Source organism: Actinomadura syzygii (genome assembly GCF_008085905.1).
GTDB lineage: Bacteria > Actinomycetota > Actinomycetes > Streptosporangiales > Streptosporangiaceae > Spirillospora > Spirillospora syzygii.
On record NZ_VSFF01000002.1, the window covers coordinates 275,577 to 291,347 of the forward strand.

Consider the following 15,771-nt stretch of genomic DNA (forward strand, 5'->3'; position numbering starts at 1 on the left):
CTGTGGTTAATTATGAATTGTTTTTTCGATCAAGAGCCGGGGTCGCGCGGCGGTCAGTCGGCGGTCAGTCGGCCAGGGCGATGACGACCTTCACATCGTCCCGGTGGCGGGTGAAGGCGTCCGCGAAGCGCTCCAGCGGGACGCGCCGCGAGATCAGCCCGCCGAGCCACCCGAGGTCGGCCTTCGCGAGCGCCCGCGCCGCCGCCGCGTAGTGCCCGAGGTTGGCGTTCACCGACCCGATGATCGCGTCGTTCTCCAGGACGATGTCGCGGTTCAGCCCGCCCATGTCCACGTGCAGCATCCGCCCGGTGGGCGACACCCCGGTCAGGCAGACGACGCCGTACGGCGCGTTGTTCGCCATCGCGCCGAGGACGAGCTGCGAGGCCCCCGTCGCCTCGATCACGATGTCGGGCGTCGCGACCGCGACCGCGTCGTCCAGCGTGCCGTGGTGGTAGGTGGCGCCGAGGTCGGCGACGAGCCCCGGCTTCGGCCCCTCGGTGACCTGGTCGAGGACGTGCACCTCAAGCCCGCGCTGGACGCCGAGCAGCGCGGCCAGCAGCCCGATCGGCCCCGCGCCCGTCACGAGCGCCACGCGCGGCTCGAACCAGGCCCGCGCGCCGACCTTCTCGATCTGGTCCCACGCCTTGGCGACGACGGACGTCGGCTCCATCAGCACCCCGACCTCGGCGAGCCGCGGGTCGAGCGCGACCGCGTAGCCGGACTCGACGGCCCACGTCGTGCTGGCGAAGCCGTCCAGCTCCTTGATGCCGCGCTCGGTGTAGCGGCCGTTGCGGCACATGTCGAACTCGCCGTGCGCGCACGCCCCGCACGGCTCCGGGTCGGGCCGCCGCACGACCCCGACGACGAGGTCGCCGGGGGAGAACCCGCTGCCGGACGGCGCCTCCAGCACCCGGCCGAGCGACTCGTGCCCGAGGACGAGCCGGTCGCGGCCGGGCGGCGGGCTGCCGTAGTCGCCGCCCGCGATCTCCCGGTCGGTGCCGCAGACGCCGACGGCGACGCCGGCCACGAGCAGGTCGTCCGGACCGGGCTCGGGGTCCGGGACGTCCACGACGGCCAGCGACCCGCGCTTCGGCGGCTCGACGGTCAGGGCGCGCATGCCGAATCTCCTCCCGAATGGTGAGCGCCCCTGACCTACCCACGATCGTCCTGGTCTGTCGCCGCGGGCCTCAACGTTCCGGTCAACTCGTGCCCACGGCGCCGCCGGGACGCGCGCGGCGGGGTTGGCACGGAGTTCATGATGTCTGGCACGCACGTCCTCGGAATGCGGTCCGGCGCGTCCTTACGATTCGGTGCGCCTCCGGGTGGGCGTGCCCACCCGGCCCCGCAACCGAGAGGAAGGTGCACCATGACCGAGAACACCTGGGTCACGCCCGACTACGAGATCGTGGAGACCTCCATGGAGGTCACCGCCTACCTGACGGACGAGGGCTGACCGTCCCGCCATGCGCGTGCTGGTCCTCGGCACCGCCGCGGGCGGCGGCGTGCCCCAGTGGAACTGTTCCTGCGCCGGGTGCGCCGCCGCCCGCGCGAACCCGTCCTGGCGGCGGCGGCACGCCTCCATCGCGGTCGAGGCCGGGGCGGGCCGCTGGTACGTCGTCAACGCCACACCCGACATCGGCGAGCAGATCGAGGACCATCCGGCACTGCATCCCGGCCCGGAGCGGCGGGCCACGCCGGTCGCCGGAGTGATCCTCACCGACGCCGAGCTGGACCACACGCTCGGCATCGCCCGGCTCCGCGAGGCGTCCGGGCTGCGGATCGCGGCGACCGGTACGGTGCGGTCGGCGCTGTCGGTCTGCCTCCGGCTGGACGCGGTCCTCGGCCCCTACGCGGGCGTCTCCTGGACGACGCTCCCGCAGAAGGAGACCGAGCCGATCGACGACGGGCCGCTGGAGATCCAGGGCGTCCGGGTGTCGGGCAAGCGGCCCCGGTACGCCGCCGACCTGAAGGAGCCGGACGACGCCTGGGTGGTCGCGCTGCGCGTCCGCGACCGGCGCGACGGCAAGGTCGCCGTGTACGCGCCCGCCCTCGCCGACTGGCCGGAGGAGTTCGAGCGCGCCGTCCGCGACGCCGACTGCGTCTTCGTCGACGGCACGTTCTGGGACGACGACGAGCCCCGCCGCACCGGCATCGGCGCGAAGACGTCCAGCCAGATGGGCCACCTGCCCATCACCGGGCCGGACGGCACCGTCGAGCGCCTCGGCGAGCTCCCGGCCGAACGGCGCCTCTACACGCACCTGAACAACACCAACCCCCTCGTCGACCCGGACGACCCCGGACACCGGCGGCTCGCCGCGGCGGGGATCGAGGTCGCCCGGGAGGGAGCGGTGATCGAAGTATGAGCGCCGACCGAACGAGCGCCGACCGAACGAGCGCCGACCGACGAATGAGCAGGGTGATCGACGAATGAGCATGGTGATGCCGGCGCAGGACGTGTCCGCGCCGCTGCCCTGGCCGGACCCGGTGCTGGACGAGCGGCTGCACACCCTCGGGGAGCGCCGCTACCACCATCGGCACCCCTTCAACCTGCGCATGCACGAGGGCGCGCTGACCAGGGCCGAGCTGCGCCTCTGGGTGCTGAACCGGTTCCACTACCAGCGCCACATCCCGATCAAGGACGCGCTGATCCTGGCGAAGCTCCCGTCCCCGGAGCTGCGCCGCGCGTGGATCCGCCGGATCCAGGACCACGACGGCGCCCCGGGCGGCGACGGCCGCGACGGCGGCATCGAGCGCTGGCTGCGGCTCGGCGAGGCGGTCGGCCTGGACCGGGACGCGCTGCTGTCCGGCGAGGGCGTGCTGCCCGGCGTCCGGCTGGCCGTGGACGGCTACGTCGGCTTCTGCCGGACGGGCTCCGCGCTCGAGGCGGTCGCGTCGTCGCTCACCGAGCTGTACGCGCCCGAGCTGATGGCCACGCGGATCGCCGCGTGGGAACGCCACTACCCGTGGGTCGAGCCGGAGGGGCTGCGCTATTTCCAGGTGCGCGTGGGACAGGGCGGCCGCGACGCGGAGGAGGCGCTCGCGCTCGTCCACGGCTGGGCACGGACGCGGGACGACCAGGAGCGCGTGCTGGCCGCGTTCACGTTCAAGTGCGAGGTGCTGTGGGCGCTGCTCGACGCCGTCGAGAAGGCGTGCGAGCTGAGCGGGGCCGCGCCCGATGACTGACCCGGCCGCCGCCCCGGCCGACTCCGCTGACCCCGCGTGGCGGCCGACGCTGGACGGCTCGATCGTCCTGCGCTACGACCGCGTCCGCGGCGCCGACCTGCTGCTGATGCCCGAGCGCGCGGTCCGGCTCAGCGGGACCGGCGGCCGCATCCTGCGGCTCTGCGACGGCAGCCGCACCGTCGACGGCATCATCGCCGAGCTGGCCGAGACCTTCCCGGACGCGCCGCTCGACGCCGAGGTGCCCGTGTTCCTTGACCGCGTCCGCGCGCGTGGATGGCTCCGATGACGACTACTGATGTTCCCCCGCCGTGGGGGCTGCTCGCCGAGGTCACGCACGCGTGCCCGCTGCACTGCCCGTACTGCTCGAACCCGCTGGAGCTGGTCCGGCCGAGCGCCGAGCTGTCCGCCGCCGAGTGGACGCGGGTGTTCGGCGAGGCCGCCGAGCTCGGGATCGTCCAGGCGCACGTGTCCGGCGGTGAGCCGCTGCTGCGCGCCGACCTCGCCGAGATCGTCGCGGCCGCGCACCGCGCCGGGGTCTACACCCAGCTCGTGACGAGCGGCGTCGGACTCACCGCCGGACGGCTCGCCGAGCTGCTCGCCGCCGGGCTGAACAGCGTCCAGCTCTCCCTCCAGGACGCGCGCCGCCCCGGCTCCGACCTCATCGCCGGGCGGGTCTCCTACGCCGAGAAGGAGGAGGCCGCCGGGGTGATCCGGGACGCGGGCGCGCCGTTCGGGCTGAACGTCGTCCTGCACCGGCGCAACCTCGACAACCTCCGCGAGATCATCGAGGTTGGGGCCCGCTGGGGCGCCGACCGGATCGAGCTGGCCAACACCCAGTTCTACGGGTGGGCGCTGCGCAACCGCGCCGCGCTGCTCCCGACCCGCGACCAGCTCGACGCGGCGAAGGCCGTGGTCGCGGCGTGGCGGGCGGAGCGGGACGCGCCCGAGCTGGTCTGGGTGCTGCCCGACTACTACGAGGGCGTCCCGAAACCGTGCATGGGCGGCTGGGGCGCGCGGACGATCACGGTCGGCCCGGACGGCACCGCGCTGCCGTGCCCCGCCGCCTACGCGATCCCCGACCTGGACGCGCCGAACGTCCGGGAGCGCCCGCTCGGCTGGATCTGGACGGAGTCGCCGGCGTTCAACGCCTACCGCGGCACCGAGTGGATGAGCGAGCCGTGCCGGAGCTGCCCGCGCCGCGAGGTCGACTTCGGCGGCTGCCGCTGCCAGGCGCACGCCCTGACCGGCGACGCGGCGCGCACCGATCCGGCGTGCGCGCTGTCCCCGGACCACGACCTCGTCCGCGCCGCGACGGAGGCGCCCCGGGCCGACGAGTTCGTGTACCGCCGGCCGGGGCGCTCCGTGTCCGGATGACTCACCGGTCCGGATAGACGAGGTCCATCTCGCGGTCGAAGTAGTCGGGAAGACCGCTCCAAGGGTTCGCGCCCGCCCGGTCCGTGACGTAGACGGAGCCCGCGTTGCCGCGTCCCGCCCGGGCCAGCGCCCCGGCGAGGACGGCCTGCGGAGCCGCGTACACGAGGTGGCAGAACGTCTCGGCCGGGACCCTGGCCGCCCACGCGGGCGGCCGGAAGTGCTGGTACGCCGACCACGGCCCCTCGAACGTGACGAGCATGTCGGCGAGCCGCGCGTACGCGGGGTCCGGGTAGATGCCGTGGTTGAGGACGACGCACTCCGCGCCCCGCCCCTGCGCCGCCGCGACGGCGCGGCAGTAGCGGGGCACGTGCCCGGCGATCGCGGACACCTGGTCCATGAACGCCGTCCGGATGCCGTACCACTTCCGGTACCGCGCCACCTCGTCCTCGATGTCCTCGGGCGGACGGTCGCCGTAGGCGGTGTCGATGTAGCCAGCGAGCTCCACGCCGTTGGCCGCGAGGCGGTTCGCCACGGCGGCCCACGCGCGGTCCCGGACGCTGCCGGGGCCGCTGGCGATGTTGAACACCACCCATTTGAGGCGTTCGTCCGTGAGGTCCGCCCATTCCGGGGCGTCCGGGTGGAAGTACGCGGGGACGAGGACGGAGGAGACCCTCCCCCTCGTCCTACTTATCTGCCAGGCCATGACGTCTCCGCCCATAGGTCGCGCAACGAGGTGGTGAGGTCGGTCGCGGGCTTCCAGCCGAGCGCGCGCCCGGCGGCCCTGACGTCGGCCTGCTGCCAGCCGACGCCCGCCGATCGTTCGGATCCGGCGGCGGCTTCCAGAACTCGCCGCGCGGAGCCGGTGACGCGCACCAGCTCGGCGGCGAGGTCGCGCAGCGGCGTCGCCCGCCCGCTGCCCACGTTCAGCACGGGGGGCAGCGGGCCGTCCGCGCGGACGGCGGCGAGGACCGCGTCCGCGACGTCCCGGACGTCGATCAGGTCGCGGCTCGCGGCGAGCGAGCCGACCCGGATGTCCTCCGCGTCGTCCCGGCCCGCCGCGCCGCGCAGTTCGGCGGCGAGCCGCCCGGCCAGCGTCGACTCGGGCGCCCCGGGGCCGATCGGGTTGAACACGCGGAGCACGACGGCGTCGAGGCCGTCCCCGGCCGCGGCGCGGACCAGCTCCGTCCCGGCGAGCTTCGTCACGCCGTACGCCGACACCGGGCGCGGCGGCGTGGCCTCCGAGACGGGGACGCCGCGCGGGACGTCCCCGTACTCGGCGGCCGAGCCGAGGTGCACGAGCCGCGCCTCGACGCCGGACGCGGTCAGCGCGGCCACGAGGTTCGCGACCGCGACGGCGTTGCCGCGCACGAGGTCGGCCGGGTCGCCGCGGGTGGCGCCCGCGCAGTTGACGACCGCGTCCGGGGCGACGTCGCGGAGCGCGTCCGCCACCGGCCCGGCCCGTTCGGCGAGGTCGAGCGTCAGCCCGCCGAGCTCGGGCGTCCGGCCGGCCGGCACGACGTCCACGCCCGCGGCGGCCGCCCGCGCGCGGACGTGCCGTCCGATGAACCCCGTCGCGCCGACCAGCAGGACCCGGCTCACGCGCCACCGCTTCCGGCGGACCCGTTCTGGCCCGGCGTACCGCCCGCGGTCACCGCCACGCGGCCCTCCATGAGCTGCGGGCGCAGCTTGGAGAACTCGGCGTTGGCGCGGTCGTAGTCGTCCGGGCGGCCGATGTCCAGCCAGTACCCGTCGAACCGGTACTCGCGCGGGTGCCGGCCCTCCGCGAGCAGGTTCAGGACGAGCTGGTCGAAGCCGAGCGCGCGACCCGGCTCGTACTTGGCGAGCGCCTCGTTGGAGACGCCGTAGACGCCCATGCTGACCTGGTAGTCGAGCGTCGGCTTCTCGCTGAAGCCGATGACCCGGCCGGCCTGCGTCGTGAGGACGCCGAAGTCGATGGCGACCTTCCGCGCGTACGTGGCGACGGTCAGCGGGGGCCGCGTCGCCGCGTGTTCCAGCAGCAGCGCGGCGAAGTCGATGTCGGTGAGGATGTCGCCGTTCGCGACCAGGAATTCGGCGGGGAGCCTGTCCCGCATCGTGAGCAGCGGGCCGATCGTGCCGAGCGGCGCCTCCTCGACCGCGTAGTCCACGCGGAGGCCCCAGCGGCTTCCGTCGCCGACGTACGACCGGATGAGGTGGCCGAGATGCCCGATGGCGAGCGTCACCGACCGGAACCCCTGCCGGGAGAGCTGGTGGAGCATGATCTCCAAGATCGCGTACTCGTCGCCGATGGGGACGAGCGGCTTCGGCAGGGTCGTCGTGTACGGCCGGAGCCGCACTCCCTTGCCACCCGCGAGGATTACGGCGTGCATGGTCTCTCTCCGTGCCTCTAGTGGCTAGATGTTGTACGTGGACGGCCGGTAGCGCGCCAGGTTGGCGGGGTCGAGGAACCATTCGACGGTGTCCTTCAACCCCTCTTCGAGCGTGTGCCGGTGCCGCCAGCCGGTGGCGCGGCGCAGCTTGCCGCTGTCGCAGACGAGGCGCATGACCTCCGACGCCGCGGGCCGCTCCCGGGCGGCGGCCGAGCGGAACTCCGGCGCGGCGCCCATCAGGCCGGCGATCGTGCGGGCCAGGTTCCCCATCGAGATCTCCTGGCCGGTGCCGGAGTTGAACACCTCGCCGACGACGTCGGCGGCGTCCGCGGTGCCCACGGCGACGAACGCGTCCGCGGTGTCCTTGACGTAGCTGAAGTCCCGGGTCGGCGCCAGCGATCCCACCTCGACGGCGCCGGTGTCCGCGGCGATCTGGCTGATCACGGTCGGGATGAACGCGCGGGCCGACTGCCGGGGCCCGAACGTGTTGAACGGCCGCAGCGTCACCGCCTGCACCCCGAAGGACGCGTGGTAGCTCGCGACCAGCTGGTCGGCGGCGACCTTCGTCGCCGCGTATGGCGACTGCGCGTGGATCGGGTGCGACTCGTCGATCGGGACGCGCTGCGCCGTCCCGTAGGTCTCGCTGGTGGAGGTGTGCACGAGCCGCGGCGTGCGCAGGTCCCGGGCCGCCTCCAGGACGTTCAGCGTCCCGGCGACGTTCGTGTCGACGTACGACTGCGGCGCCCGGTAGGAGTAGGGGATCGCGATCAGCGCCGCCAGGTGGTACACGACCTCGGCGTCCCGGACGAGCTCGCGCACCGAGGCCCGGTCCCGGACGTCGCCCGGCTCCACCTCGACCTCGTCGAGGACGTCCGGCGCCAGCGAGTCGAGCCAGCCGTGCGACCCGAACGAGTTGTACTGGACCATCGCCCGGACGCGGTGCCCGCGGTCCACGAGCGTTTCGACGAGGTGCGAGCCGATGAAACCGTCGGCTCCCGTCACGGCGACCATGCTGTTCATATGGAACCTGGCCTTTCAGCGGGGGGACTATCTATGGGACGTCGCGCGGGCCAACACACGTGCGGCGTACGCCATCAGGGCGGCGAGCAGCACTCCGGCGATGACGAGCTGGACCGTCCCCGGCGCGACGTGCGGCACGGCCAGCGCGGCCCCGGCCTCGGCGGCGAGGGCACAGGTGTAGAGGGCGAGGACGACGCCCACCCGGGCGCACGCCTGCAAGATCAGGGCGAGGAAGAACGCGCAGCCGAGCTCGGCGAAGCCGCCGAGCGTCCGCAGGTTCACCCCGGTTGCGGGAAGCCGCGCGACGACCCCCGCCGCGACGACGAGGGCGAGCAGCGACGCCGCGTACCGGGCGAGGGCGCCGCCGAGCGCGGCGCGTGCGGCGCGCGTGAAGGCGTCCATCCCGGTGTGGGTGCGGAGCAGGTCGTGGACGCGGCGGCGGTAGGCGTACAGGATCCATTCGGCGCCGCCCATCGACAGCGACAGCGACAGCACCGCCACCGTCGTCGTCCCCGCCGGGACGTGCCGCCCGGCGAGCGCCGACAGCAGCGTGTAGGTGAGGAGCCCGCCGGTCAGCAGGCCGAACAGGGAGAACGGCAGCGCCGACCAGAGGTCGCGGCGGGTGACGACGCGCCCCGGGGCGCGCTTGCGCCGCGGCTCGCGCGCCCGCCGGGTGGCGAGGACCGCCAGCGCGGTCGTCGCCGCGAGCGACATCGCCCACGCGGCCCACACCGCGGTGGGCACGGAGTGCAGCGGGCCGCCCCGGTGCCGGGCGAGGTGGACGGCCGCCGCGCCGACGCCCGGCAGCAGCGCGAGGAACAGCCGGACCTCGCCGCCGTGCACCTGCACGACCGTCGCGGACAGCAGGTAGCAGCCGAGCCCGGCGGACATCGCGGTCGCCATCGCCCCGGCGTCCATCAGCTCGCCCGCCGCGACCGTCACCGGCACGACGAGCAGCAGCCCGACGCCGAGCCCGTACCGCAGCACCCGCGACGCGGCGTCGCGCTTGCCGTAGCCGAGCCGGACGTACCCGAGGTAGGCGGTGCCCTGGCTGACCGTCCACGCCAGCACCAGGGACAGGACGAGCAGCACGCCCGCCCCGGTCCGCGTCAGCACCGGCGCGCCGACGACGTAGCAGAGTCCGGGCAGCCCGAACAGGACGCCGCGCAGCAGGTGCCGCCACGGCACCGCCCGCCACGGCGCCTCCGACCGCTCGCCCTCCGGCGGGCGGCGCGGCGTGCTCGTGTAGAGGTCCTCGGCGAGGGCGAACACGTCGGGGTGGCCGTAACCGCGGGCCGCCTCGTCGTTGATCCCCTCCGCCTCGAGCCCGGCGGTGACCTCCAGCGCGTCGACGGCCCCGGCGCACAGGTCCGCCATGCGCTCGCGCAGTTCCGCGACGCGGTCCCCGTGGATCTCGACGTCCCCCGGCGCGGCGGTCATGCGAGCCTCGCCTCCGCCTCGGCCGGCGCGCACCGCTCCGTCCCGTCGGCGGCGACCAGCCCGTCGTAGATCGCCCGGAAGGAGTCCACCGCGCGGTCGACGGTGAACAGCTCCAGCGCCCGCTCGCGGGCGGCCCGGCCGAGCCGCCGCCGGGACATCTCGTCGCCGAGCAGCCGCAGGCAGGCGTCCGCCATCTGGCGCGGCTGCCGCGGCGGGACGACGAGCCCGGTGTCGGCGATCGCCTCGGTGACCCCGCCGACGTCCGTCGAGACCGTCACGCGGCCGCAGGTCATCGCCTCGATCAGGGTGTAGGGGAACCCTTCGGAGATGCTGGACAGGACGACGACCGTGCCCGCCGCGTAGGCGTCCTTGATGTCGTCGACCCGCCCCTCGAAGGAGGTGTGCTCGAGGACGCCGAGGTCGCGGGCGAGGTCCTCGCAGCGGGTCTTGTACCGCTCGCCGCCCGTCGGGGTGCCGCCGAACAGCCGCAGCTTCGCCTCCGGGATCTTCTCCCTGACCATCGCGAACGCCCGGATCAACGTCTCCAGGTCCTTGATGGGGTCGACGCGGCCGGCCCAGCTCAGGGTGGGCACCGCGGGCTCGGCGCCGGCCGCGGGGAAGCGCGCCGGGTCGACGCCGTTGTAGACGGTCTCCATGATCTCGGGGTCCGCCCCGCAGCGCACCTCCCAGCGCTGGTTGTAGAGGTTGCAGGGGGTGAGCAGGTCCGCGGCCTTGTACCCGGCGACGCACAGCAGCCGCATGAACCCGAGCAGCACCGACTTCACCGGGTACGGGTACTGCGCCCGGCGCATCCCGATGTAGCGTTCGCGCAGGTAGATGCCGTGTTCGGTGAGGCAGAACGGTGTTCCGTAGGTCCACTTGGCGGCGAGGCACGGCAGGACGGGGATGCCGTTCGACACCGCGTGGACGACGTCGCCGCGCGGCGGCGGGCCGTGCAGCGGGCGGAGCATGTGCTCCAGCAGGTCGATGGTGGTCAGGGCGTCGTGGACGGTGGGCCGCACGCCGACCTCGTCGAACCGGGCGCGCTGGTCGTTCCAGGCGTCCATCAGCCAGCGGACGGGCCCTTCGGTGCGGAGCGCGGCGCCGAGGTCGTTGGTGCGCCCGAAGTCGAAGAGCCCGCGCAGGATGTGGGGGAACACGTCCGCCATCCGCCCGGACGGGGAGAGCACGGTGTAGAGGAACGAGCGGAACAGCCGCTCGAAGCGCCGCGCCTCCCCGCGGGACGGGGGCCGCCCGGAGGGCGGCCCCCACATCGCGACGGGTTCCACGGTCACGTGCCCGGGCAGATCCCAGACGGTGGGCTCCGCTCCGGTGGTGGTGAGCGCCAGGACATTGAACCGGTGTTCCGGCATGCCCCGCACGAGCTGGTCGCACCAGACGCTCACACCACCGAAGTTGTGCGGATAGGTCCCCTCCGTCACCAGGGTGATCTCCAAGGTCAGGCTCCGGGCACCGTGAGCGTCACTCCTCCGGGCACGTAGGCTGACCGGTCGCCGGCGTACGCCTGGCCGAACACCTTGCCGCCCGTGCCCTCCTTCGTCCCCTCGGGCGCGGTGACGGGGATGCTGAGGCCGTCCGGCCCGCTGACCGTGACCTTGCCGTCCTGGACGTAGGCGGTGATGTTGGAGTTGTTCTTCAGCGCGGCCTTCCAGAGGTCCTGGCGGCGCAGTTCGGCGCCGAGCGACGCCATCGGGTCGTTCACGACCGGGGTGTTGTCGTCGAACGCCATCCGGTATTCGCCGAGAACGTTGTCGAGCAGCGTGTACAGGGTCCGGTCCTCGGTGATGTTCGACTGGTGCGCGTAGTGCGGGCGCGGGTCGTTGCCCGTGACGTGCGACAGCGTGATCCGGGTGTCGGACGGGACGATGTAGGACTTGAACCCGGTCTCGGTGGAGAGCGGCTTGATGCAGGTGGTCACGTCCGGGTGGTCCTCGCAGATGCCGCTTCCGCCGTCCGCCCGCTTGGTGTAGATCCAGTTGTACTCGTCGACCTCCTCCTGCTCGGTCCCGACGTTGAAGAACACGCTCATCGGGTGCCGGGGGATCGTCCGCGCCTGGCCGATGGAGCGCATGGCCGGGTCGCGGGAGGCGTCGCCGGCGAGCCAGGCGATGTCGGTCTGGTCGAGCGCCGGGGCGAGGTTCGGGTTGTCGTTGGGCTGCTGCGGCAGGACCCGCATGCCGGAGTGCTCACCGGTGACGACCTCGGTCTTCGGCACCGAGAGGCCGTTCTCCTCGGCCCAGTCGAGGTTCTTGGTGATCTCCTGCTCGATGGTGCTCTCGTCGACGTAGTCGATGTCGCCGTCCGAGTCCTTCTTGCACACCCACGGCCGGACCGAGGTGTCCTGCTTGCAGCCGAGGAACTGGTGCCCGTAGGTGTGGTTCAGCCAGCGGAACTGGCCCTTGGCCGCGAGGAGGGAGTCCCCCAGCAGGTCGAGGCCGTGCTCCTTCCGCCAGTCGACGGTGCCGCCCGCGTTGTACGCCAGGTCGAGCTTGAACTTCTGGTACTGCTGCCACATGGTCGCCTGCACCACGTCGTCGACGTCCATGCGGATGTCGGGCGTCGTGACGCCGCTCGGGCAGTCCTCGCCGGGCGTGCAGTTGTCCTTGGTGCTCCACCGCGCGTCGGGCATGAACACGTCGTCGACGTGGACGCCGAAGTAGTTGCGGTTGTAGCCGAGGTGGACGCCCTTGGTCAGCCAGGAGATCAGCCCGTGGCCGAGCGTCCTGGACTGCCACTGGTCGTAGTTGGCGCTGTAGGTCAGCACCATCTCGCTGCGGCCGTCGTGGGTGTAGACGCCCGCGATGGTGCCCGTCTTGTCCTTGACCTCGGCGTTCACGAACGGCTTGAACGACTTCCCGGCGACCTTGTTGTCCGGCAGCGGGGTCGAGACGTAGCCGTAGCTCTCGTCGATGTCGGGGGCGAGGTCGTTGAACCGCACCGGGCCGCGCAGGTACCGGAACGCGTCGGAGCGCCCGGCGGGGAGGACCTCGGCGACGGTGCCGTCGAGGATCCCGGAGTAGGTCGGGGTGTTCAGGCCGACCGCGGCGGACGGGTAGACGTAGGCGTCGAGCTGCCTGATCCCGAACTTCACCTCGTAGTCGGCGATCGCCGTCATCTCGGCGGTGTCCTGGAACGGCGCGTAGTTGGGCAGCACGACGCCCTGGTACTTGGCGCGCGGCGTCCCGTTCACGGTGTCGGAGAGGAAGGCCGCGTCGATCTTGGGGCGGCCCGTGTCGCGCAGGTCGACGGTCTTGTAGGGCACCCCCTCGGCCGCCAACTGGCCGGCGACGGCCGACACCGAGGCGCCGCCGTCGCTGACGACGAGGACCTTGAGGTCGACGCGGGGACCCGCGGCCGAGGCCGCCCCCTGTGGACCGACGGTCAGGACGCCCGCCAACAGCACCGCCGAAAGGGCGCCGAGAGCGGGCCGGCGAAGGAGTTTCACCAAGCCTCCTTGGACAGGATGACGACCGCAACTGAAATTCAACAGCCGTTCACAACGCTGGCAGAAATGGAATTAATAACCTTTGGATCGGGCCTAAGAGATCATGCGGCGGCCTCGCCGGGCAAGTAAAGCCCGGCGGGGACCCATCTTGGGATGGGCCGGGTCCTAGGACTCCGCGGGCATGCGGAAATCGGTTTTCCGCGGCGCTTTGCCTGGTTAGGGCCGGTCCGTTGCAGGGGGGCCCGAATAAAGTTCGAGCCAGCGCTCGGCCGCGTGCTCGCGGCCGTCCGCGCCGAGCCGTTTGTAGATCTGGTGCGCGTGGTTCTTCACGGTCTTCTCGGAGATGACCAGCCGGCGCGCGATCTGGCGGTTGGTGAGGCCCGCGGCGATCAGCTCCAGGATCTCCGCCTCGCGGGCGGTGAGGCCGCTGTCGTGGCGGCGCGTCCCGCCGCCGTCGTGCAGCCACCGGACGAGCGCCGTCACCACCGGCGGCGACAGGCACGCCTCGCCGCGACCTGCACTGACGAGCAGGTCAGGGAGGTCCTGTGGCTCGAAGTGGCCATAGACGAGGCAGCCGTGCGCGCCCGCGGCGATGGCCTGGACGAGCAGCGGCGGGTCCTGCGCGGTGGTGACGACGACGACCCGGCCGCCCGCCCGCGCGAGCCGTCCGATCCCGCCCGCGGGCGGCGGCGAGGCGTCGAGGAGCACCACGTCTGGGGCGTGCGCGCGGACTCCGGCGACCGCGCGGCCGACCGTCCCGCCGCCGGTCACGCGCACCACCGGGGAAGCGCCGAGCAACGCCTGAAAACCGATCCGCGACATGGGATTGTCGCTGACCACCAACACCCGGACGGCTTTCGCGTCGGACGCCGGGCCGTTGGCACGGTACATCGGAAAATCACCGTTCATGGCACTGTCCCGCAATTCTCCGGGGGCGCGGGCGATCCGGCGGCACGCGACCGAGCGTCGGCACTGTTCGGGACCGGCGCCGGAACATGCGTCAACGATAAAGGAAGCGTGCCCTGAGCAGGAGCCGCGGGTCCCCAACGGGCCGCCGTTATTGACCCATTGTGAAAAGTCTTCAACAGGCACTGGAGAGAGAGCGGATCGGTCGCGAGACGCGACGGACGGGAGTGCCGTTGTGAACGAGGCGGCCCGATGTGAACGAAGCCGGGGCGCCGGGGGACCGGATCTCCGGTCGCCCCGGCGCCCCGGCCGGGCTCAGACGATCAGCCGTTGAACGGCGCGAACTTCAACCAGAACCCGCAGTGGTGCTGCTTCGAGATCTCCGAGGTCATCTGGCTGTCCCCGGCGGGCAGCAGCGACATCTGCGCCTGGTCGGCCGAGGTGAACGGCGTCCAGCGCGGGGTGCCCTTGACGGTCGGGTCGCCGCCGCGGGCGAAGCCCGTCCACTCCGCGACGAGCTGCGCCCGCATCGGCTTCTGGTTCGGCGTCAGCGGCGGCTGCCCCGGGAAGGTGCCGTGGAACAGGTAGCTGAACTCCCCGACGTGGAACGCGCCCACGGGCTTCGAGTTGTCGATGAACGGCAGCGGCGGCGCGTTGGTGTCGTCGAACCGGTAGGCGTAGACGGGGACGTGCTTGCCGAGCCGCCGGTCGTTGAGCAGCGCCGGGCAGACGGAGCTGGCGTCGGCGAGGACCGTCCGGGACGCGATGTACGGCGCCGGGTCCGGGAACCTGGCCAGCTTGTAGCGCTTCAGGACCTCGGGCGCGTGCGTCCCGTAGTGCTGGTTGATCAGCGCCTCGTACTGGGCCGGGGTCTCGGCCGGGGTCATCTGCGTCTCGTCCCTGGCCACGCCGTGGATGACGGGCACCTTGTTGAAGTCCCCGGTGGCGAACGCCTCGCCCGGCGACTTCGTCAGCGTCTTCCCGTCGACGATCGGCGCGAGCGTGCCCCTGTCGGGGCCGAGGCCGTCGCCGGCCGCGTCCAGCAGCGTCTGCACCGGGACCTGGCGCAGGCAGGCGGCGACGTCGGCGGCCGTCCCGCAGCCGACGGCGGCGGCGAACCGGGCCCCGGTCTGCTGCGCCTCGGTCTGGGTGGGCAGCTTGGTCGCGCAGTCCTGGCGCTGCCAGGTGGTGTTCACGCCGAGCAGCCCGTTGTACTCGCCGCTCTCGATGATCCCCTTGGCGAACAGCCCGTGCGCGGTGGGGGACGCCATGTTGGCGCACACGCTGGAGCCCCCGGCGGACGGTCCGAAGATCGTCACGTTGGCCGGGTCGCCGCCGAACTTCGCGATGTTCCGCTTGACCCAGCCGAGCGCGGCCTGCTGGTCCTGGAGGCCGTAGTTCCCGGCGTTCGCGCCGAGCGCCGCGTGCGACAGGAACCCGATGATGCCGAGCCGGTAGGTGACCTCGACCTGGATCACCTTGCCCTCGGCGGCGAGGTTGCTCCCGTCGGACGGCGACCCGAGCCGGAACCCGCCGCCGTGCAGCTGCACCATGACCGGAAGCGGCCCGCTCCCCGCGTTCTTCGGCACCCGGACGTTCAGCTTCAGGCAGTCCTCGTCGACGGATCCGGGCATGAAGTCGCCGGGCTGCGGGCAGCGGCTGCCTAGCTCGGTCGCCTGGAGCGGCGTGGTCCAGCCGGGGTGCGGCGCGGGCGGCGCCCAGCGCCGCGCGCCGAGCGGCGGCGCGGCGTACGGGACGCCCAGCCAGTTCGTGACGGCGCTGCCCGCGATGCCGCAGACCGGACCGGTGTCGGTCTGGATCGCGGTGCCGTCCGAGCAGGCGGGCGCCGCGTTCGGGGCCGCCGTCGCGGCGTGCGCCCCGGTCAGCCCGGCGGCCGCGACGACGATGGACAACGCGAGCTTCAGGGCGGTTCTGGGTCTCATTGTGGTCCTCCCAGTCAGAGACCGTGCGGAATCCTGGTGCCCCGATCATTGCAGCGTTGTTCGATAGGAA

The 15,771-nt window shown here is 72.8% G+C and carries 15 protein-coding genes; 5 read left to right on the forward strand and 10 right to left on the reverse strand.

Annotation, left to right across the window (positions count from 1 at the left end):
* Positions 1–64: 64 nt before the first annotated feature.
* Positions 65–1,117: a glucose 1-dehydrogenase gene (locus tag FXF65_RS05525; protein WP_148348612.1), complete on the reverse strand. Its 1,053-nt coding sequence runs from the start codon at positions 1,115–1,117 to the stop codon at positions 65–67.
* 249 nt (positions 1,118–1,366) lie between these two features.
* Between FXF65_RS05525 and pqqA the strand changes: the two genes are divergently transcribed.
* The 5 genes from pqqA to pqqE all read left to right on the forward strand — a co-directional run bounded on the left by pqqA (position 1,367) and on the right by pqqE (position 4,557).
* Positions 1,367–1,453, forward strand: a complete 87-nt coding sequence (pqqA, locus tag FXF65_RS46175) for a pyrroloquinoline quinone precursor peptide PqqA (RefSeq protein ID WP_378233379.1) — start codon at positions 1,367–1,369, stop codon at positions 1,451–1,453.
* A 10-nt stretch (positions 1,454–1,463) separates the two neighbouring features.
* Positions 1,464–2,363 carry a pyrroloquinoline quinone biosynthesis protein PqqB gene (pqqB, locus tag FXF65_RS05535; RefSeq protein ID WP_148348614.1) on the forward strand — a complete coding sequence of 300 codons (900 nt, stop codon included), beginning with the start codon at positions 1,464–1,466 and terminating at the stop codon, positions 2,361–2,363.
* Positions 2,364–2,427: 64 nt separating this feature from the next.
* Entirely contained in the window at positions 2,428–3,183 is a 756-nt protein-coding gene (pqqC, locus tag FXF65_RS05540) for a pyrroloquinoline-quinone synthase PqqC (protein WP_222868381.1), read from the forward strand.
* On the forward strand, positions 3,176–3,469 hold the full coding sequence (gene pqqD, locus FXF65_RS05545; protein ID WP_148348615.1) for a pyrroloquinoline quinone biosynthesis peptide chaperone PqqD: 294 nt from the start codon (positions 3,176–3,178) through the stop codon (positions 3,467–3,469). The genes pqqC and pqqD overlap by 8 nt, the downstream gene beginning before the upstream one ends.
* Entirely contained in the window at positions 3,466–4,557 is a 1,092-nt protein-coding gene (gene pqqE, locus FXF65_RS05550; RefSeq protein ID WP_222868382.1) for a pyrroloquinoline quinone biosynthesis protein PqqE, read from the forward strand. Before pqqD ends, pqqE begins: the two co-directional genes overlap by 4 nt.
* Before the next feature lies 1 nt (position 4,558).
* Here the strand turns inward: pqqE and FXF65_RS05555 are convergent, their stop codons facing one another.
* The 9 genes from FXF65_RS05555 to FXF65_RS05595 all read right to left on the reverse strand — a co-directional run bounded on the left by FXF65_RS05555 (position 4,559) and on the right by FXF65_RS05595 (position 15,701).
* Positions 4,559–5,260 carry a spherulation-specific family 4 protein gene (locus FXF65_RS05555; protein ID WP_187412111.1) on the reverse strand — a complete coding sequence of 234 codons (702 nt, stop codon included), beginning with the start codon at positions 5,258–5,260 and terminating at the stop codon, positions 4,559–4,561.
* Positions 5,245–6,156, reverse strand: coding sequence for an NAD-dependent epimerase/dehydratase family protein (locus FXF65_RS05560; RefSeq protein WP_148348618.1), 912 nt, complete (start codon positions 6,154–6,156; stop codon positions 5,245–5,247). The genes FXF65_RS05555 and FXF65_RS05560 overlap by 16 nt, the downstream gene beginning before the upstream one ends.
* Positions 6,153–6,926 carry a sugar phosphate nucleotidyltransferase gene (locus FXF65_RS05565; protein ID WP_148348619.1) on the reverse strand — a complete coding sequence of 258 codons (774 nt, stop codon included), beginning with the start codon at positions 6,924–6,926 and terminating at the stop codon, positions 6,153–6,155. Before FXF65_RS05565 ends, FXF65_RS05560 begins: the two co-directional genes overlap by 4 nt.
* A gap of 24 nt (positions 6,927–6,950) precedes the next feature.
* A complete protein-coding gene (locus FXF65_RS05570; RefSeq protein WP_148348620.1) occupies positions 6,951–7,946 on the reverse strand; it encodes a GDP-mannose 4,6-dehydratase in 996 nt (331 codons plus the stop codon).
* 27 nt (positions 7,947–7,973) lie between these two features.
* A complete protein-coding gene (locus FXF65_RS05575) occupies positions 7,974–9,386 on the reverse strand; it encodes a hypothetical protein (protein ID WP_148348621.1) in 1,413 nt (470 codons plus the stop codon).
* Positions 9,383–10,843 carry a GT4 family glycosyltransferase PelF gene (gene pelF, locus FXF65_RS05580; RefSeq protein WP_222868383.1) on the reverse strand — a complete coding sequence of 487 codons (1,461 nt, stop codon included), beginning with the start codon at positions 10,841–10,843 and terminating at the stop codon, positions 9,383–9,385. The genes FXF65_RS05575 and pelF overlap by 4 nt, the downstream gene beginning before the upstream one ends.
* 2 nt (positions 10,844–10,845) lie before the next feature.
* Positions 10,846–12,852: an Agd3-related carbohydrate-binding protein gene (locus FXF65_RS05585; protein WP_148348623.1), complete on the reverse strand. Its 2,007-nt coding sequence runs from the start codon at positions 12,850–12,852 to the stop codon at positions 10,846–10,848.
* A gap of 216 nt (positions 12,853–13,068) precedes the next feature.
* Entirely contained in the window at positions 13,069–13,761 is a 693-nt protein-coding gene (locus FXF65_RS05590; RefSeq protein WP_148348624.1) for a LuxR C-terminal-related transcriptional regulator, read from the reverse strand.
* Between the two features lie 320 nt (positions 13,762–14,081).
* Positions 14,082–15,701: a carboxylesterase/lipase family protein gene (locus FXF65_RS05595; RefSeq protein ID WP_148348625.1), complete on the reverse strand. Its 1,620-nt coding sequence runs from the start codon at positions 15,699–15,701 to the stop codon at positions 14,082–14,084.
* Positions 15,702–15,771: the final 70 nt, after the last annotated feature.